This is a genomic window from Aromatoleum petrolei, from assembly GCF_017894385.1.
GTDB lineage: Bacteria > Pseudomonadota > Gammaproteobacteria > Burkholderiales > Rhodocyclaceae > Aromatoleum > Aromatoleum petrolei.
In genome coordinates, this window is record NZ_CP059560.1 from 4,619,806 (window position 1) to 4,638,357 (window position 18,552).

Genomic DNA, 18,552 nt, shown 5'->3' on the forward strand with positions numbered 1-18,552 from the left:
CCGCCCTACGATGCTGCTCCGGCCGGCCACGCGAGGCGCAGCAGGTTGGTGCTGCCGGGGGTCCCGAAGGGCACGCCGGCGGTGACGACGACGGCCTGGCCGGGCGCGGTGAGACCTTCGGCGCGGCAGTGCTCGATCGCGACATTGACGATCTCCTCGACCGCGCAGGCTTCGACCGACCGGCGCGAGCGTACGCCCCACACGACGCACAGCCGGCGCGCGACCAACTGCGAGGGCGTAAGGCCCAGGATCGGCGAGCGCGGACGCTGGTGCGCGATCCGCAGCGCAGTCGAACCGGAGGCCGTGAAGGCCACCGTCGCCGACAGCGGTAGCGTTTCCGCGACGGCGCGGATCGCGGTGCCGATCGCGTCGGTGGTGTTGCCCTTGGGATCGGCGCCGACCGCTTCCATCAGCTGGCGCTGCAGCGGATCGGCCTCGGTGCGGGCGATGATGCGGCTCATCATCGCGAGCGCGTCGGCGGGGTACTTGCCGGACGCGGTCTCGGCCGACAGCATCACCGCATCGGCGCCGTCGAACACCGCGGTGGCGACGTCGGAGGCTTCGGCGCGGGTGGGCGCAGGGGCCGAGATCATCGATTCGAGCATCTGTGTGGCGACCACCACCGGCTTGCCGGCGCGGCGGCACAGCCGCACGATGCGCTTCTGCAGGCCAGGCACGTCCTCGGGCGGAAGTTCCACGCCGAGGTCGCCGCGTGCGACCATGATGCCGTCGGCCTGGGCGATGATTTCTTCGAGTTCGACCAGCGCCGAAGGTTTCTCGATCTTCGCCATCAGCAGCGCCTTGTCGCCGATCAGCGCGCGCGCCTCGACGATGTCCGCGGCGCGTTGCACGAAGGACAGCGCGACCCAGTCGATGCCCAGTTCCAGGCCGAAGGCGAGGTCGCGGCGGTCCTTGGCGGTGAGCGCCGAGAGCGGCAGCGCGACGTCGGGAACGTTCACGCCCTTGCGGTCCGACAGGCGCCCGTCGGTCAGCGCTTCCATCTCCAGCACGCCTTCGCCCTTCGCGACCACCTGCAGGCGCATCTTGCCGTCGTCGACCAGCAGCACGTGGCCGGGGCCGACCGCCGCGATGATCTCGGGGTGCGGGATGGACACGCGCCCGGCGTTGCCCGGCGCGGGGTCGAGGTCGAAGCGGATGCGGTCGCCGCGTGTCAGCGTGACGCCGCCCTCGGCGAAGGTGCCCAGGCGCAGCTTCGGCCCCTGCAGGTCGATCAGCACGCCGATCGGGCGGCCGAGTCGCTCTTCGACGGCGCGGATGCGCTGGTAAACGGCGCGGTGGTCGTCGTGCGTGCCGTGGCTGAAGTTCAGGCGGAACACGTCCGCCCCGGATTCCGCGAGCGCGCGCAAGGTGTCCTCGTCGGCACTCGCGGGGCCGACGGTTGCGATGATCTTGGTGTTCTTGCCGGGCATCTGGGGTCTCACGCGGTGGTCGCCGAAAAGCGGTTGGACGAGGAGGTGGAGGACGTGCGCGCTGCATCGACGTCGAACCCGACGCCGCAGGCGAAGCTGGAGGTGGCGCCCGGCGACAGGCGGATGTCGCGCGCACAGTCCGGGCGGTTGAAGGCGTCGGTCATCGCCTCGACCGGCTCGATCGCGATCGCACGGCGCGCATCGCGGGCGAGCGTGTCGCCGGTGAAGACGTGCGTCAGGCCGCCGCGCTGCCAGATCGTGAGCTGCCGGCCGGTCGCGGGGTCGCGCAGGCGGCTGCGGATCAGGCCGTCGGCACCGGGTGCGGCGCCGGCATAGCAGCCGTCGATCACCGCGGCGCCGAGCGGACGCGGCTGGCGGAAGTCCGGCAGGGATGCCTCGTCGACCGGCAGGAAGGCGGCCTCGCCGTCGAGCGGCAGGAGCTTCGCATCGGTGACGACGCAGCGGGATGCGGGGATCGTCAGCTCCAGGCTGTCGAGGGGCGCATCGCCCAGGCGGAAATACGGATGCCAGCCCGCGGCGTAGGGCGCGGCACGCTCGCCGACGTTGGTCGCCGTCACCGTGAGCCCGATGCTGCGCGCCGCGAAGCTCACGCGCACATTGAATTTCAGCGCGAAGGGATAGCCGGGGAAGGCATCGGCCGCGATCGCTCCCGTGAAGAGCACACTGATGCCGGCGGTGGTCTCCTGCACGTTCGCGACCTTGAGGTCCATGGTGCGAAGGAAACCGTGGTAGATCAGCCGGTCGGCGGCGGGAACGCCGGGCAGCAGGTCGTGATCGCGTCCGTCGAAGCGGTAGCGCCCGTCGGCGATCCGGTTGGGGAAGGGGGCGAGGATGCCATTGCGCACGCCGTTCTGGCTGGCGAGCTCTTCCGCGGAGACGAAGCCGTCGGTCAGCGCCACCAGTTCGCTGCCGTCGCGCACGCGCCAGTCGAGCAGCGTCGCGCCGCGGTGCGCGAAGACCGCGACGGCACCGCTGCGCTCGTCATGCAGTTCGATCGCCTCCATGCCGGAGCGCAGCACCTTGCGCATACGGAAGGTGTTCCTGTTCCGGTTCGCGGCAGGGGGCGCGACGGGCGCGGACGCGACGATCATCACGCGGCCTCGCTCGGGCGCAGTGCCGCGGCGGCGCGGGCGAGTTCGGTGATCGCCGCCCAGTCGCCGGCGCGCACGCGGTCGGCGGGCGTGAGCCAGGAGCCGCCGACGCACGCGACGTTGGGCAGCGCGAGGAAGTTCGGCGCGCTCGCGAGGTCGATCCCGCCGGTCGGGCAGAAGCGCACCTGTGGGAAGGGGCCGTCGAGCGCTTTCAGCATGCCGATGCCGCCCGCCTGTGCCGCGGGGAAGAGCTTCATCGCGGTGTAGCCGGCGGCCAGCGTGTTGATCACGTCGGAGGGCGTCATCACGCCCGGCAGCAGCGGGATCGCCGACTCGCGCCCGGCACGCAGCAGCTCGGCCGAGGCGCCGGGGCTCACCGCGAACACGGCACCCGCTTCGGCCGCAGCGGCGAGGTCCGCGGGCGTCACGACGGTCCCCACGCCGACGATCGCGTCCGGCACTTCGGCGCGGATCGCGCGTACGCTCTCCAGCGCGGCGGCGGTGCGCATCGTAACCTCCAGCACGCGGATGCCGCCGGCGACCAGCGCGCGGGCGAGGGGCACCGCGTCGGCGACCTTGTCGAGCACGATCACTGGCATCACGGGGCTGGCGGCGAGCAGGGTGTTGATATCCATTCTTGGTTTCTCCGGAATTCGGGATCAGGCGACCGGCAGCGGGCTGGGCAGGGTGGAGCCGAAGGTGCTGGCCCCCTGTTCGGCACCGCAGGCGTTGGCGCGGGCATTGAAGAAGAGTTCGCGGCCGACGCCGTGCTGGTTGGCGGCGAGATCGGCCGTCGCGACCTCGCGCGCGGCCCATTCGGCGGTATCGACCAGCGCCTCCAGCGTGCCGGCCGCGGCGTCGAGGCGGATCAGGTCGCCGTCGCGCACCTTCGCGAGCGGTCCGCCGGACAGGCATTCCGGCGTCACGTGGATCGCCGCCGGCACCTTGCCGGAGGCGCCCGACATGCGCCCGTCGGTGACCAGCGCGACGCGGTAGCCCTGCTCCTGCAGCACCGCGAGCGCGGGGGTCAGCTTGTGCAGCTCGGGCATGCCGTTCGCGCGCGGGCCCTGGAACCGCACCACGGCGATGAAGTCGCGCGCCAGTTCGCCGCGCTTGAAGGCCGCCATCAGGTCGTCCTGGCCGCTGAAGACGATGGCCGGTGCCTCGACGATGCGGTGCTCGGGCTTCACCGCGGACACCTTGATCACCGAGCGTCCCAGGTTGCCCTTCAGCAGCTTCAGGCCGCCGTCGGCGCTGAACGGATCCGTCGCCGGGCGCAGCACCGTGGTGTCGAGGCTTTCCGCGACGGCGGGCCGCCACGCGACCTTGTCTCCGTCGAAGCAGGGTTCCTCGGTGTGCCGCGCCAGGCCTTCGCCCATCACCGTCGTCACATCGCCGTGCAGCAGCCCCGCGCCGAGCAGCTCGCGGATCAGGAAGCCCATGCCGCCGGCGGCGTGGAAGTGGTTCACATCGGCGCTGCCGTTGGGGTAGATGCGCGTGAGCAGCGGCACCACGGCGGACAGCTCGTCGAAGTCGTTCCAGTCGATGTGAATGCCCGCGGCGGCGGCGATCGCGACGAGGTGGATCGTGTGGTTGGTCGAGCCGCCGGTGGCGAGCAGGCCGACGATGGCGTTGGCGATCGCGCGTTCATCGACGATCCTGGCGATCGGGAGGTACTCGTCGCCCTGGCGCGTGATGCGCGCGAGGCGCTGCGCGGCGGCGCGGGTGAGGCTGTCGCGCAATTCGGTGCCCGGATTCACGAAGGCCGCGCCGGGCAGGTGCAGGCCCATCACTTCCATCAGCATCTGGTTGCTGTTCGCGGTGCCGTAGAAGGTGCAGGTGCCGGGGCCGTGGTAGGCGGCCATCTCCGACGCCAGCAGCTCCTCGCGCGTCGCCAGGCCCTGCGCGAACTGCTGCCGCACGCGCGCCTTGTCGTCGTTGCCGATGCCGGTCGTCATCGGGCCGGCCGGCACGAAGATCGTCGGCAGGTGGCCGAACTGCAGCGCGCCGATGAGCAGGCCCGGTACGATCTTGTCGCACACGCCCAGGCACAGCACGCCGTCGAAGACGTTGTGCGACAGCGCGACCGCCGTCGACATCGCGATCACGTCGCGCGAGAAGAGCGACAGCTCCATGCCCGCTTCGCCCTGCGTGACGCCGTCGCACATCGCCGGCACGCCGCCCGCGAACTGCGCCACCGCCCCGGCGCGGCGCGCCGCGTCCTTGATCAGCGCGGGCATGCGTTCAAAGGGCTGGTGGGCGGAGAGCATGTCGTTGTAGGCGGACACGATCCCGAGGTTGGGCAGGCGCGCCTGGCGCAGCACCAGCTTGTCGTTCGGCTCGAAGGCGGCGTAGGCGTGCGCCTGGTTGGCGCAGGAAACGTGGGTGCGCGCGGTGCCGGCCGCGCGGCTCGCGGCATCCATCCGCAGCAGATAGGCGGCGCGTGAGGCGGCACTGCGGGTGCGGATACGGTCGGTGACGCGGGCGAGGATGGGGTTGAGGGACATGTAGCCTCCTTTGTGTCGTGGCGCCGCCTTCGTGTCCCTCGTGGAGGGCGTTTGGCGGCTTGCTTTGAGACAAGTGTAGATTTGCTACATGTAGAAATGCAAGCCCCTTTTCGCAGAAAAAGCGAAATCTTGTAGACGGCGTGTTGATTCGCTGGCCGTTTGCAAAGCGCTTTGAGATTCGTAAAACAGGCGGAAGGCCATGAATCTGGCGGAACGCGGGTCGAACCTGTTACTCGTTGCGGCCGTTAAAGTTTCTGTTGACTTGCTACATTTTTCCGCCTTTAATTCGCTGTAGATTTACTACCGACGCCCTCCGGCAGCCCCGGATGAGCGGCGGTTCCACAAGAACATATGGACGAGGCAAAAAATTGATCCCTCTTGAAGCGTTCGACCTGATCCTGTTCGGTGGCAGCGGCGATCTCGCGATGCGCAAGCTGCTCCCCGCCTTGTATTACCGTCATCGCGACAGCGTTGCCGGCGGCAACACCGCGCGCTGGCGCATCGTCGGCGTCGGGCGCGAAGAGCTTTCGCGCGAAGCGTATGTGGCGAAGGTCGAGGCCGCGGCACGCAAGTTCGTCGCCGCGCGCGATTTCGACGACGCGGCGTGGGCGGCTTTCGCGGGCACGCTGGACTATGTGCGCGTCGATGCCCGCGAGCCGGGCGACTTCGAGCGCCTGGGCGCCACGCTCGGCGACAACCCGGCGCGCGTGCGCGTGTTCTATCTGGCGACCGCGCCCAGCCTGTTCGCGTCGATCTGCGAGAACCTCGGCGCAGCGGGCCTCGTCACGCCCGACAGCCGTGTCGTGCTGGAAAAGCCGCTCGGGCGCGATCTCGCCTCGGCGCGCCAGATCAACGAACAGGTCGGCGCGATCTTCAAGGAAGAGCAGATCTACCGGATCGACCACTACCTCGGCAAGGAGACGGTGCAGAACCTGATCGCGCTGCGCTTCGGCAACACGCTGTTCGAACCCCTGTGGAGCCGTGGTTGCGTGCGCGACGTGCAGATCACGCTCGCCGAGACCGTCGGCGTCGAAGGGCGCGGCGAGTTCTACGACAACACCGGCGCGCTGCGCGACATGGTGCAGAACCACCTGCTGCAGCTCCTGTGCATCGTCGCGATGGAGCCGCCCGCGAGCATCGACCCCGACGCGATGCGCGACGAGAAGCTCAAGGTGCTGCGCTCGCTGCGCCCGATGACGCCCGAGGATGTCGCCTCCCGCACCGTGCGTGGCCAGTACCGCGCCGGCGCCGTCGAGGGCCGTCCCGTGCCGGCCTACCTGGAGGAGGCTGGCATCCCCGCCGGCAGCCGCACCGAGACCTTCGTCGCGCTGAAGGCCGAGCTCAACAACTGGCGCTGGGCCGGCGTGCCCTTCTACCTGCGCACCGGCAAGCGCATGCAGGACCGCCTCGCCGAGATCGTCGTGAACTTCCGCGACGTGCCGCACGCGCTGTTCCCCTCGCTCTCGGGCGAGCGCGCGCCCAACCGCCTGGTGATCCGCCTGCAGCCCGACGAAGGGCTCGAACTTCACCTGATGGCCAAGGTGCCGGGCGACGAGATGCGCCTGCGCCCGGTCGCGCTCAACCTCGACTTTGCCGAGACCTACCACGGCCGCCAGTGGGATGCCTACGAGCGCCTGCTGATGGACGTGATCCGCGGCAAGCTCACGCTCTTCATGCGCCGCGACGAACTCGACGCCGCGTGGCGCTGGATCGAGCCCATCCTCGAAGGTTGGGAGCAAGACCCGACCCCGCCGCGGCCCTACACCGCAGGCACCTGGGGGCCCGCCGCCTCCAGTGCGCTGGTCGGGCGCGACGGTCTCGCGTGGCTGCAGGATTCCTGATCATGGAACTCGCGATGGAACTCGATCACGCCTTGAATCTCCCGCGCCACGTCGCGCAGGATGTCTTTCCCGACGCCGCGACGATGTCCGCGGCGCTCGCCGACCGCGTCGCCGCGATGCTGCGCCACGCGATCGGCGCGCGCGGCCGCGCGAGCCTCGTCGTCTCCGGCGGGCGCAGCCCGATTCCCTTCCTGCGCGCGCTGGGCCAGCGCAAGCTCGACTGGTCGCGCGTCGCCGTCACGCTCGCCGACGAGCGCTGGGTGCCGGCGGACCACCCCGACAGCAACGCCGGCCTCGTCGCCGCCAACCTGCTGCAGGGGCCGGCGGCGGAGGCGCGCTTCGTGCCGCTGTATGGCGGCGAGAATTCGCCCGGCGACGGCCTCGCCGCGTGCGCGGCCCGGCTCGGCGCGATCGCGCGGCCGTTCGACGTGGTGGTGCTGGGCATGGGGGACGACGGGCATTTCGCGTCGATCTTCCCGGGCATCCCGCGGCTGGGCGAGCTGCTGTCGGAGTCCGGCCCCGCGCTTGCGGCAACCGTCCCGCCGGCCGCGCCGCACGCGCGCATGACGCTGGGGCTGTCCGCGCTGCTCGATGCCCGCCGTATCCTGCTGCCGATCAGCGGCGCCGCGAAGCGAGCGGTGATCGAGGCCTCAGGGGGCGGAAACGAAAGTTTTCCGATCGCCACACTTCTGCGACAACGGCGCACGCCGATGCATGTATTCTTCTCCCCCTCCACGTGACATGCGGATGGGCTAGGCTTCCAACCCGAGCGGCGGCGCACGAAACCGCGCAACACTGGAACCAGGCTGACTGAAATGGAAAATCAACCGATCATCACATCGTCCGGCGAGGTGCCGGATGCGACCGGCCAACGGCAGACGAGCCCGCTGCTCGCGCGCATCGAGGCGTCCTTCGACGATTTGCGCAAGTCCGAGCGTGCCGTTGCCGAGTTCGTGCTCGCTCATCCGAACGAGGTGCTCAACATCTCGATCGCGGAACTCGCCTACCGCGTCGGCGTGAGCCAGCCGACCGTCGCGCGCTTCGTCAATGCGCTGGGCTTCACCGGCTTCAAGGAATTCAAGCTGCGCCTCGCGCAAAGCCTCGCGAGCGGTGTGCCCTACGTGCATCGCGACGTCGGGCCGGACGATTCGCTCGACGAAGTCGCGCCCAAGGTCTTCAACCGCACCATCGGCGCGCTGATGAGCGTGCGTAACCAGCTCGACGCCGTGCGCCTGCAGCGTGCGGTGGAACTCGTCACGCGCGCCGGGCGCATGGAGTTCTACGGTATCGGCAATTCGGGCATCGTCGCCACGGATGCGCAGCACAAGTTCTTCCGTTTCGGCATCCCCGCCGTCGCCTACAGCGACCCCCACACCCAGGGCATGGCCGCGACCTTGCTGGAGGAGGGCGACGTCGTCGTAGCGATCTCCGCGAGCGGACGCACGCCCGAGATCATTCGTGCGTGCGAACTGGCGCGCGAAGCGGGTGCCGAGGTAATCGCGATCACCGCCAGCGGCTCGCCGCTCGCCCGCGCGGCGACCGTGCTGCTCGCAGCCGACGTGCCGGAAGATCCCGACGTCTATGCCCCGATGACCTCGCGCATCGCGCATCTGGCGATCATCGACGTGCTGTCGGTGAGCGTCGCGCTCGCGAGCGGCCCCGAACTCATCAAGCGCCTCGAGCGCACCAAGCAGACCCTGCGCGACAAGCGCATCCGCGGATTCGAAGCATAAGCATGACTTCATTGACGAACTCCCCCGCCTGGCGCGCACTCGCCGCGCATCGCGACGAACTGGGCGAGCAGCACCTGCGCGATCTCTTCGCAGCCGACGCCGGGCGCTTCGAGCGCCTCTCGCTGCGCGCAGCCGGCCTCTTCCTCGACTACTCGAAGAACCGCCTCGTGCCGCGCACGCTCGAACTGCTCACCACGCTCGCGCGCGAACGCGGCCTCGACGCCGGGCGCGCCGCGATGTTCTCCGGCAAGCGCATCAACACCACCGAAGATCGCGCCGTGCTGCACGTCGCGCTGCGCAATCGCAGCGACGCACCGGTCGAGCTCGACGGCCGCGACGTCATGCCGGCCGTGCGCGAGGTCCTCGCACGCATGGGCGACTTCGCCGAAGGCGTGCGTGAGGGGCGCTGGCGCGGCTTCACGCGCGAAACGATCACCGACATCGTCAACATCGGCATCGGCGGCTCCGACCTCGGTCCCGCGATGGCCTGCCAGGCGCTCGCCGCCTGCGGCCACGAACGCCTGACGATGCACTTCGTGTCCAACATCGACGGCGATCACCTCGCCGGCGTGCTCGCGAAGGTCAAGCCCGCGCGCACCCTCTTCATCATCGCTTCGAAAACCTTCACGACCATCGAGACGATGACCAACGCCGCCAGCGCGCGTGCCTGGTTCCTCGCCAACGGAGGCAGCGAGGCGGACGTCGCGAAGCAATTCGTCGCCGTGTCCACCAACGCCGAGCGCGTCGCCGCCTTCGGCATCGACACCGCCAACATGTTCGGCTTCTGGGACTGGGTCGGCGGGCGCTACTCGATGTGGTCGGCCGTGGGCCTGCCGATCGCGCTCTACGTCGGCCGCGACAACTTCGAGCAGTTGCTGAAAGGCGCACACGCGATGGACCGCCACTTCGCCGAAGCCCCGCTCGAGGCCAACATGCCGGTGATCCTCGGCCTGCTGGGCGTGTGGTATCGCGGCTTCTTCGGCTCGGCGAGCCTCTCGATCGCGCCCTATGCGCAGGCGCTCGCCCGCCTGCCGGCCTACCTGCAGCAGCTCGAGATGGAAAGCAACGGCAAGTCGGTGACGCGCGACGGCCAGCCCGTCGACACTGCCACCTGCCCGGTGATCTGGGGCGAACCCGGCACCAACGGCCAACACGCCTTCTTCCAACTGCTGCACCAAGGCACGGACCTGATTCCGGTCGACTTCATCGCGCCGCTGAAGGCGAGCCACGCGCTGGCCGAACACCACCGCCTGCTGCTCGCCAACTGCATCGCGCAGAGCAAGGCGCTGATGGTCGGCAAGACCGCAGACGAAGTGCGCAGCGAACTCGCCGCCGGCGGCCTGTCGGGCGACGCGCTGGAGGCGCTGGTGCCGCACCGCATCTTCCCCGGCAACCGCCCGAGCAACACGCTGCTGCTTCCCGACCTCTCGCCGCGTTCGCTGGGTGCGCTCATCGCGCTCTACGAGCACAAGGTCTTCGTGCAGAGCGTGATCTGGGGCATCAACGCCTTCGACCAGTGGGGCGTCGAGCTGGGCAAGCAGATCGCCAGCCGCATCGCCGGCGAACTCGCGGGCGGCACGCGCAGCGAGCACGATGCATCGACGGAAGGGCTGATCGCCGCGGTGCGCGCGGCGGGCTGAGTTTCACGACAGCCGCTAAGCGGCGGGGGCGTCAGTCGGGTTCGGGGGCGAATTGCATCGCCGCATCGCGTAGCGCGTGCAGCATCTCCGCCGCGAAGGGATTGTGCCCAGCATGCGCAACGACCCGCAGCCGGCTCCCCGGCACCGCGCGGTGCAGGCGCCGGGCATTCTCGACCCGGCATACGAGATCCTTCTCCCCGTGCAGGATCGCCACCGGCAGGCCGGCGAGCGACGCTGCGAGTTCGAGGAGTTGCTCCTCGCCGAGGAAGCACTGATGGCGCAGGTAGTGTGCCTGCACCCGATACTTCGCGACCAACACCGCCCGCGTCGCCGCGTCGGGAAACTCCGGTAGCGGAGCCGGGGCGCCGCCGTCCAGGGTCGCTTCCCATTGCATCCAGCGGCGAACCGTTTCCGCTGAGAGGCCTTCGTCGTCTCCGAGCACGGCGTCGAACAGGCGATCCCTGAGCGCCATATGCAGCTGACCCGGCGTTACCTCGTCGAGCGCCTGCCAGGCTTGCGGGAAACGCCCGCCGGCGCCCGCGAAGAACCACTCCAGGTCCGCGGCGCCGGTGAGAAAGATGCCGCGCAGGATCGCGCCGAGGCAGGCTTCCTGATGTGCCGCGGCATACGCAACGGCTAGCGCAGCCCCCCAGGAGCCGCCGGTCACCAGCCAGCGTTCCACGCCCACGTGGCGGCGCAGCCGCTCGATGTCGGCGACGAGGTCCGCGGTCGTGTTCTGCGCGCATTCGCCGTGCGGCGTGCTGCGTCCGCAGCCGCGCTGGTCGAAGAGCACGATGCGGAAGCGCATCGGATCGAAGATCTGCCGCATGCGCGGCGAGCAGCCGCTGCCGGGGCCGCCGTGCAGCACCACGAGCGGGATGCCGGTGGGATCGCCGCACTGCTCGAAATAAATCGAGTGCCCGTCACCGACGTCGAGCCGGCCGGATTGCCAAGGCTCGGCGGGCGGGAAGAGGGTGCCGATTGCGGGATCGGGGACGGTGGCCATGCATCCGATGCTAACGCAAGCGGGCAGAAATTGAGCGGCGCCGACACGCTCATGACAAGACGGTCGGCGCTCCTCAACGCAATGATCATCTCAAGGAATTGAGACCCATCCTTCGAGTGCTTGGTGGGCGGCCGCGTCCAGGGTCGTAGGGTGGAAAGGATCGCCGTAATTGCGATCCTGTTGGTCCTCCAACATCTGACCGAGTAGGCCGAGTCGGTTCGAATAATCCCAAATCCCGCCGCGCACGGCGCTCATGTCCTCGGCGTCAAGGTCTTCGGTGACGGGCAGGTCGTGGATTGTGAGGTGGGTCATGGCGGTTCTCCCAAAGTGTGAGTCGCGTTTCTGGTGGTAGTGAGCCGGATGTTGCGCTCGTCACTGCTCTTGCAGAAAGCGCGCCAGGGTGGCGAGATGGGCGCCGCGAGGCAGGCTAAGGTATTGAAAAATGAATAAATATTAAGCAGTGCCGATCGCGACGAAGGCGCTGATGGTGCTGGTGGCGGAGGCCAAACGGTGGGTAGTGTCCAACAGGTTGAGGAGAAGTGTTCGTTCTGTCGAATCACCGTTGGGCTGCCGAGGCCGCATCAAGGCAGATAGTCCTGGCCGTACTTCCGGGAACGAGGCAAACACGAAATGGAGGGAAGGGCGACCACGCTGAAGGCCACGTCATGCCCCCACATCCGACTTCGTGCGCCTTGGAATTATGTTCGGGCCCGGTCTAGTGTCGTCGAAAAGAAATGGTCTCGGCCTCGCCCGATGGCTACAGCCGGAGCCGATCCCAAGCGGCTATACGTCTTTTAAGCCACCCAACGGCAGTTTGCTGACTGCACGCCACTTGAGCGGGAGCCATGCCGAATGGGCGACTCGCCGGGTTGGCCGGCTCCCGCCGCAGTGTCACGGTTTATGCCGATCTGCACGCCGTCGAGAACGGGCTGGTCACCGAGCGCGAGACTGTCGCGGGATTCGTCGCCCTCCACGCGGCGTGACGGTCACTTCCCCGACTTCGCGAATTCCGCCGGTGTCACGTGCATCAGCTTGCGGAACATCGTGATGAACGCGGACGAGCTGGAATAGCCGAGGTCCAGCGCGACCGATTCGACGCTGCGGCCCGATTCGAGCAGCGGCATCGCGCGCAGGATGCGCAGGCGCTGGCGCCATTCCGACAGCGACATGCCGAGGTCGCGCTGGCAGCGCCGGATCAGCGTGCGTTCGGTGGTGTTGGCAAGGCGGGCGAGCTCCGGCAGCGAGCGGTTGTCTTCGGGGCGGGCTTCCAGCATTTGGAGGACCGGCGCGAGCACCGGATCGGTCGATGCCGGCAGGTAACTGCCGGCGCAAGGGGCATCGGTGAGCTGGTCGACGAGGACTTGCAGGAAGCGCTCGTCTTCGGGCGTCGCGGGCGATTTGGGTGGCCGTTCGCGAAGCCGCTCGAGCATCGCGACGATCAGCGGGCCGACCGAGAGCGCGCACGGTACCCGCGGCAGGTGTCCGCACAGCGCCTTCGCGACATACACGGAACAGTGGCCGACCTCCTTGCGGTTCAGGCCGATGTGCTCGGTTTCGGGCGGCAGCCAGATCCCGTATTGGGGCGGCGCCAGCAGGTGCAGCCCGAGCACCTTCACTTCCATGACCCCGCGGAACGCGTACACGAACTCTCCGCCCGCGTGCTTGTGTGTCGGGTAGATCGCGTTGGCCGGGGATTCGGCGACCCGGAAGTGGATGGGCGAGGGCAGTTGCTCGCCTTGCGGCGCGAGTCGCGTCGGCTGCTGCACGGCTTTCATGGCAATCCGGCACTAGGTTTTGGCAGTTTCTCACTATATCAATAGAAATCGCCAAAGCGACAATCGAGACCATGGATCGAATCGGAGGAAATTCCATGGACGACCGAAAATCGCTGGACGCCCGGGCGACGAGCCTGATGGTCGTGCTCTGCGTGATCTGGGGCCTGCAGCAGGTCGTGCTCAAGGCTGCCGCCGCCGACATCGCGCCGATCCTGCAGATCTCGCTGCGTTCGGGCATCGCCGCACTGCTCGTCGCCGTCCTGATGCGCCTGCGCGGGGAGCGGATATCGCTGAAGGCATGGCGGCCGGGCATCGTCGTCGGCCTGCTCTTCGCGCTCGAATACCTGATGGTTGGCGAGGCGCTCCGGCACACGAGCGCTTCGCGCACGGTGGTCTTCCTGTACACCGCGCCGATCTTCGCGGCCCTCGGCCTGCACTGGAAACTGCCCGCGGAACGCCTGGGTTGGGTCCAGTGGAGCGGCATCGCGCTGGCCTTTGCGGGGGTGGCGACGGCCTTCCTCGGACGCGACGCGCAGGTCCCGGCCGCCTCGGCGGCCGACATGCGATGGGGCGACTTTCTCGCACTGCTCGGCGGCGTGGCCTGGGGCGCGACGACGGTCGTGATCCGGGTCTCGAGCCTGTCGCATACGGCCCCCGCCCAGACGCTGCTGTACCAGCTCGTCGGCGCCTTCGTCCTGCTGCTCGCGGCGGCGATCGGCCTCGGCCAAGACAGCTTCAATCCGACGGCGATGGCGTGGACGAGCCTGATATTTCAGACGCTGGTCGTGTCCTTCGCGAGCTTCCTCGCGTGGTTCTGGCTGCTCAGGAACTATCTCGCCTCGCGGCTCGGCGTCTTTTCCTTCCTGACGCCCGTCTTCGGCATCGTGCTTGGGGCGCTGCTGCTCGACGAACCGCTGGAGGCGCGCTTCCTGGTGGGGGCGCTGCTGGTGCTCGGCGGCATCATGGTCGTCAGCGGGCATGGATGGCTGAAGACGATGGCCGCCGGTGCGCAGAGTGGTGGGGCCGGCCGAGCAAGCGGTGGGGCTGCAGCCGTTGCGGCGAGAAGGGGGTAGGCGCGGCGGCTCTGCCGAGGATCTCATGAAAATCGCTAGGTGAATTTCCCCACTTTTGTGATGTGGGTTCGGGGCGGTCGGCGCACCATGTGTTCCGGCCGGGCAGGAACGTCGCGGCCGCTTCCACGAACCACGAGAGACCACACAGGAGACACATCATGAAATGGGAAACCCCGACCGCCTGCGATTTCCGCTTCGGCTTCGAAATCACGATGTACATCGCCACCCGTTAAGGGGCGCGGCCCGGGGGCGGGTGCTCCCGGGGTGATGAGCGACGAGGAGCGGACGTGAAGATCAGGGTGCTCGGTTCGGCGGCGGGCGGCGGATTCCCGCAATGGAACTGCAATTGCCGCAACTGCGACGGCGTGCGCCGCGGGACGGTGCGTGCCCGGGCCCGCACGCAGTCGTCGATCGCGGTGAGCGGCGACGACGAGAACTGGGTGCTGTTCAACGCCTCGCCCGACGTGCTGCAGCAGGTCCGCAGCTTTCCCGCGCTGCAACCGGGGCGCGCGCTGCGCGACACGGCGATCCGCGCGATCGTGCTGATCGACGCGCAGATCGACCACACGACGGGCCTGCTGATGCTGCGCGAGCACCGCTCCCCGCATCAGTTGTGGTGTACCGCCGAGGTGCGCGAGGACCTGTCGGCGGGCAATCCGCTCTTCGGCGTGCTCGGGCATTACTGCGGCATCGACTGGCACGACGTGCCGCTCGCCGGACGGTTCGACATCGCGGGCGCACCGGGCGTGGCCTTCGAGGCGCTGCCGCTGACGAGCAACGCGCCGCCGTACTCGCCGCACCGCGACCAGCCGCGGCCCGGCGACAACATCGGCGTGACGCTGGTCGATGCGAAGAGCGGCCGGCGGGTGTTCTACGCGCCGGGCCTCGGCGAGATGGAACCCCACGTGTGGGCCGCGATGCAGGCGGCCGACTGCGTGCTGGTCGATGGCACCTTGTGGACAGACGACGAGATGATCCGCCTCGGCGCCTCGCAGAAGACTTCGCGCGCGATGGGGCACCTGCCGCAGTCGGGGCCGGGCGGGATGATCGAATGGCTCGACCGCCTGCCCGCCACGACGCGCAAGGTGCTGATCCACATCAACAACACGAACCCGATCCTCGATGAGGACAGTGCGGAGCGCGCGGCGCTCGCTGCACACGGCATCGAGGTGAGCTGGGACGGTATGGAACTGTCGTTCTGAGCGTCTGCGGAAGGAGAGAGAAGCATGGATTTCGACGTTGCGATCGAGGATGCCGCCGCCCGTACCGGCATGGCCAACGAGCCGCCGCTGAGCCGCGAGGAATTCGAAGCCCGCCTGCGCGGCAAGAGCACGAGCTACCACATCCATCATCCCTTCCACGTAATGATGGCCGAAGGGAAGCTCACGCGTGCGCAGCTGCAGGGCTGGGTCGCGAACCGCTTCTACTACCAGATCGCGATTCCGGTGAAGGACGCCGCGATCATGTCGAACTGCCCGGACCGCGAGATCCGCCGCGAGTGGATCCAGCGCATGCTGGACCACGACGGCTACGAGATTGGCGGCATCAAGGATCCGGGCGGCATCGAGGCGTGGATCCGCCTGGGCGAGGCCGTGGGGCTCACGCGCGACGACGTCACGTCCTTGCGCCACGTGGTGCCGGCGGCGCGTTTCGCGGTCGACGCCTACGTCAATTTCGCGCGCCAGCGGCCGTGGCAGGAAGCGATCGCGTCGAGCCTTACCGAGCTCTTTGCGCCGCACATCCACCAGCAACGCATCGACACCTGGCCCGACATGTATCCGTGGGTCGACACCGCGGGCCTGCAGTACTTTCGCAACCGCCTTACGCAGGCGCGGCGCGACGTCGCACACGGCCTGCGTTTCACGCTCGACTACTTCAGCCGCAGCCGTGCGCTGCAGGAGCGAGCGCTGGAGATCCTGCAGTTCAAGCTCGACGTACTGTGGGCGCTGGCCGACGCGATCATGCTGAGCCAGTGCAGGATCGAGATCACCGGGCCGAAGGCATGAGCGCCGCCGAAGCCTGCCCGCGCGTGTCGCGCCGCTTCCGCCTGCAGTGGGAAGAGGCGCAGAGTGCCTGGGTGCTGCTCTATCCTGAAGGGATGGTGAAGCTCAACCAGAGCGCGGGCGAGATCCTGCGCCGCTGCGACGGCAGCCGCACGGTGGCGGCGATCGTCGCGGAGCTGGAAGAGGCTTTCGGCGCGAGCGGGCTCGCCGACGACGTCGCGAACTTTCTCGCGATGGCGCGTACCCAGCAGTGGATCGAAACGTAAGGGAGGGCGTCGCGATGTCCGGATCGAACGCCGCGGCGCAGCCGGGCCCGCCGCTGTGGCTGCTGGCCGAGCTGACCTATCGCTGTCCGCTGCACTGCGCATTCTGCTACAACCCGGTCGATTTCGCGACGAGCGGGCCGGAGTTGTCGACCGACGACTGGCTGCGCGTGCTGCGCGAGGCGCGTGCCACGGGCAGCGTGCAGTGTGGTTTCTCGGGCGGCGAGCCGATGATGCGCGACGACCTCGAAGTGCTGGTCGCCGAAGCGCACCGCCTGGGTTTCTACACCAACCTGCTCACTTCCGGCGTCGGCCTCACGCCCGAACGCGCCGCGGCGCTGAAGGCGGCGGGCCTCGACCACATCCAGCTCTCCTTCCAGGACTCCACGCGCGAGTCGAACGACTTCCTGTCGCACACGCGCACCTTCGATCTCAAGCAGCGCGTCGCCGCGATGATCAAGGACAACGGCTGGCCGATGGTCATGAACTGCGTGATCCATCGCCTCAACATCGACTACATCGATCGCATCATCGAGATGGCGGTCGAGCTTGGCGCAGAGTATCTGGAGCTAGCCAACAACCAGTACTACTCGTGGGCGATGGTGAATCGCGACCAGCTGCTGCCGACGCGCGCGCAGCTCGAACGCGCTGAGCGCGTCACGAACGAGTACCGGGAGAAATACGGCGACCGTATCCGCATCTTCTTCGTCGTGCCCGATTATCACGAGACGCGGCCGAAGAAGTGCATGAACGGCTGGGGCAACGTCTTCCTCACCGTGACGCCCGACGGCACCGCGCTGCCGTGCCACACCGCCAAGATGCTGCCCGGCCTGGCGTTCCCGAACGTGCGCGAGATGGGCGTGCGCGAGATCTGGTACGGGTCGGAAGGCTTCAACCGCTACCGCGGCGACGCCTGGATGAAGGAACCGTGCCGCACCTGTCCGGAGAAGGAAAAGGATCTCGGCGGCTGTCGCTGCCAGGCCTACATGCTGGCGGGCGATCCGGCGGCAGCCGACCCGGTGTGCGACAAGTCTCCGGCGCACTATGTGGTCACGGAGGCGCTGGCGCGAGCGGAACGGGGCGAGGGCAGGGCGATGCCGCTGGTGTTCCGCGATCCCGCCGCATCGCGCCGCCTCGCCGCCGGTGAGGGGCAGGATAATCAGCGGCGCTCGCGATAACGCCAGGAGCCGTCGCGGTCGTTCCAGTAGCGGTAGCCACCGTCGTGATGGCGTTCGCCCCAGTACCGGTGATGGTGGCCGTAGCCGTCGTGTCCCGCGGGTAGCACGATACAGCCGCCTAGCAGGGTGGCAACGAGGATTGCAGTAAATAATCGAGCCATGATTGACCTCCTTATGAGTGGTCAACGCGCCGCCGGCGAGCACCGTGCACCGCCGCGCATGACTCCTTTGTAAGACTGTGTATGTGGAGCCGCCGACGGGTCGGTGCTCCGTGATGCGCCGCTCACGTCGCAGTCCGTGCGCAGCGGCTCCGGATGGTCGACTTCAGGGCCGATGGGAGCGAAACCCCCGCACGTTACCGACAGGCGCGGGGATAGGGCGATTGTTGCGATTATGAGAACAGAAATTCGCAATTCGTACCGTTTAACCCAATGATCGCGCCGCGTAGAGTTCGCTCCATGGTCAGCACGCAGCACCGAGACATGCGGCCAGCCTCGAACGCAATCAATGGAGAAAGAAAATGAGCAACGGTTTCGTCAAGCGCCTTCTCGCCACCCAAGCCGGCTGGAGTGCCCTGGCACTGCGCGTTCCGGTTGGCATCATCTTTGTCGCACACGGCGCGCAGAAGCTCTTTGCCTGGTTCGGCGGCTACGGTCTGCAAGGCACGGGCCAGTGGATGGAATCGATCGGCCTAGCGCCGGGCCAATTGATGGCCCTGCTGGCGGGTGGAGCGGAATTCTTCGGCGGCCTCGCCCTGATCGTGGGTCTGCTCGTGCGTCCCGCGGCGGCAGTGCTGGCTTTTGCGATGCTGGTCGCGATCTTCAGTGTGCATGCGGCCAATGGATTGTTCATGAAGAACAACGGCTACGAATTCGGTCTCGCGCTGCTTGCAGTCTCGATCTCGCTGGCGTTCAGCGGTGCAGGCCGGGCATCCTTGGACGCCGTGCTGGCCCCTGCGGACAACAAGCGTTGATCTGATTGCCCAGTGCCG

20 protein-coding genes are annotated in these 18,552 nt (G+C 68.2%); 12 read left to right on the plus strand and 8 right to left on the minus strand.

Annotated features, from left to right (window positions below):
* Positions 1-5 precede the first annotated feature (5 nt).
* The 4 genes from pyk to edd form a co-directional block, all read right to left on the minus strand.
* A complete protein-coding gene (gene pyk / locus ToN1_RS21185; protein WP_169204791.1) occupies positions 6-1,430 on the minus strand; it encodes a pyruvate kinase in 1,425 nt (474 codons plus the stop codon).
* Positions 1,431-1,438: 8 nt separating this feature from the next.
* On the minus strand, positions 1,439-2,479 hold the full coding sequence (locus tag ToN1_RS21190; RefSeq protein ID WP_244860851.1) for an aldose 1-epimerase: 1,041 nt from the start codon (positions 2,477-2,479) through the stop codon (positions 1,439-1,441).
* A 62-nt stretch (positions 2,480-2,541) separates the two neighbouring features.
* On the minus strand, positions 2,542-3,177 hold the full coding sequence (gene eda, locus ToN1_RS21195; protein ID WP_169204658.1) for a bifunctional 4-hydroxy-2-oxoglutarate aldolase/2-dehydro-3-deoxy-phosphogluconate aldolase: 636 nt from the start codon (positions 3,175-3,177) through the stop codon (positions 2,542-2,544).
* 24 nt (positions 3,178-3,201) lie between these two features.
* Positions 3,202-5,049 carry a phosphogluconate dehydratase gene (gene edd, locus ToN1_RS21200; RefSeq protein ID WP_169204659.1) on the minus strand — a complete coding sequence of 616 codons (1,848 nt, stop codon included), beginning with the start codon at positions 5,047-5,049 and terminating at the stop codon, positions 3,202-3,204.
* Between the two features lie 368 nt (positions 5,050-5,417).
* On the opposite strand from edd, the gene zwf reads away from it, so the two are divergent.
* The 4 genes from zwf (at position 5,418) to pgi (ending at position 10,263) form a co-directional block, all read left to right on the plus strand.
* Positions 5,418-6,890 (plus strand): glucose-6-phosphate dehydrogenase, encoded by a 1,473-nt coding sequence (zwf, locus tag ToN1_RS21205; RefSeq protein ID WP_169204660.1) that lies wholly within the window; start codon positions 5,418-5,420, stop codon positions 6,888-6,890.
* A gap of 2 nt (positions 6,891-6,892) precedes the next feature.
* Entirely contained in the window at positions 6,893-7,630 is a 738-nt protein-coding gene (gene pgl, locus ToN1_RS21210) for a 6-phosphogluconolactonase (protein WP_244860852.1), read from the plus strand.
* 75 nt (positions 7,631-7,705) lie between these two features.
* Entirely contained in the window at positions 7,706-8,623 is a 918-nt protein-coding gene (gene hexR / locus ToN1_RS21215) for a transcriptional regulator HexR (RefSeq protein ID WP_210147892.1), read from the plus strand.
* A gap of 2 nt (positions 8,624-8,625) precedes the next feature.
* On the plus strand, positions 8,626-10,263 hold the full coding sequence (gene pgi / locus ToN1_RS21220) for a glucose-6-phosphate isomerase (protein WP_169204661.1): 1,638 nt from the start codon (positions 8,626-8,628) through the stop codon (positions 10,261-10,263).
* Positions 10,264-10,294: 31 nt separating this feature from the next.
* Here the strand turns inward: pgi and pip are convergent, their stop codons facing one another.
* Together pip and ToN1_RS21230 are read right to left on the minus strand one after the other, a co-directional pair.
* Positions 10,295-11,269: a prolyl aminopeptidase gene (pip, locus tag ToN1_RS21225; RefSeq protein WP_169204662.1), complete on the minus strand. Its 975-nt coding sequence runs from the start codon at positions 11,267-11,269 to the stop codon at positions 10,295-10,297.
* 90 nt (positions 11,270-11,359) lie between these two features.
* The gene (locus tag ToN1_RS21230) at positions 11,360-11,581 is read right to left on the minus strand and encodes a hypothetical protein (RefSeq protein ID WP_169204652.1); all 222 of its coding nucleotides are present in this window, start codon (positions 11,579-11,581) and stop codon (positions 11,360-11,362) included.
* Between the two features lie 533 nt (positions 11,582-12,114).
* Between ToN1_RS21230 and ToN1_RS21235 the strand changes: the two genes are divergently transcribed.
* Entirely contained in the window at positions 12,115-12,252 is a 138-nt protein-coding gene (locus tag ToN1_RS21235) for a hypothetical protein (protein ID WP_169204663.1), read from the plus strand.
* Between the two features lie 3 nt (positions 12,253-12,255).
* Here ToN1_RS21235 and ToN1_RS21240 read toward each other — a convergent pair whose 3' ends face one another.
* Positions 12,256-13,044, minus strand: coding sequence for an AraC family transcriptional regulator (locus ToN1_RS21240; protein WP_169204664.1), 789 nt, complete (start codon positions 13,042-13,044; stop codon positions 12,256-12,258).
* 95 nt (positions 13,045-13,139) lie between these two features.
* Between ToN1_RS21240 and ToN1_RS21245 the strand changes: the two genes are divergently transcribed.
* The 6 genes from ToN1_RS21245 (at position 13,140) to pqqE (ending at position 17,561) form a co-directional block, all read left to right on the plus strand.
* Positions 13,140-14,117, plus strand: coding sequence for a DMT family transporter (locus ToN1_RS21245; RefSeq protein ID WP_169204665.1), 978 nt, complete (start codon positions 13,140-13,142; stop codon positions 14,115-14,117).
* 158 nt (positions 14,118-14,275) lie between these two features.
* Positions 14,276-14,350, plus strand: a complete 75-nt coding sequence (gene pqqA, locus ToN1_RS21250) for a pyrroloquinoline quinone precursor peptide PqqA (RefSeq protein ID WP_169204794.1) — start codon at positions 14,276-14,278, stop codon at positions 14,348-14,350.
* Positions 14,351-14,404: 54 nt separating this feature from the next.
* Positions 14,405-15,319 (plus strand): pyrroloquinoline quinone biosynthesis protein PqqB, encoded by a 915-nt coding sequence (gene pqqB / locus ToN1_RS21255; RefSeq protein ID WP_169204666.1) that lies wholly within the window; start codon positions 14,405-14,407, stop codon positions 15,317-15,319.
* Positions 15,320-15,343: 24 nt separating this feature from the next.
* A complete protein-coding gene (gene pqqC, locus ToN1_RS21260) occupies positions 15,344-16,123 on the plus strand; it encodes a pyrroloquinoline-quinone synthase PqqC (RefSeq protein ID WP_210147893.1) in 780 nt (259 codons plus the stop codon).
* Entirely contained in the window at positions 16,120-16,386 is a 267-nt protein-coding gene (pqqD, locus tag ToN1_RS21265) for a pyrroloquinoline quinone biosynthesis peptide chaperone PqqD (protein ID WP_169204667.1), read from the plus strand. Before pqqC ends, pqqD begins: the two co-directional genes overlap by 4 nt.
* A 14-nt stretch (positions 16,387-16,400) precedes the next feature.
* Positions 16,401-17,561 carry a pyrroloquinoline quinone biosynthesis protein PqqE gene (gene pqqE / locus ToN1_RS21270; RefSeq protein WP_169204668.1) on the plus strand — a complete coding sequence of 387 codons (1,161 nt, stop codon included), beginning with the start codon at positions 16,401-16,403 and terminating at the stop codon, positions 17,559-17,561.
* Here the strand turns inward: pqqE and ToN1_RS21275 are convergent.
* Entirely contained in the window at positions 17,543-17,722 is a 180-nt protein-coding gene (locus tag ToN1_RS21275) for a hypothetical protein (RefSeq protein ID WP_169204653.1), read from the minus strand. The genes pqqE and ToN1_RS21275 overlap by 19 nt on opposite strands.
* A gap of 359 nt (positions 17,723-18,081) precedes the next feature.
* Between ToN1_RS21275 and ToN1_RS21280 the strand changes: the two genes are divergently transcribed.
* The gene (locus ToN1_RS21280) at positions 18,082-18,534 is read left to right on the plus strand and encodes a DoxX family protein (protein ID WP_169204669.1); all 453 of its coding nucleotides are present in this window, start codon (positions 18,082-18,084) and stop codon (positions 18,532-18,534) included.
* Positions 18,535-18,552 lie beyond the last annotated feature (18 nt).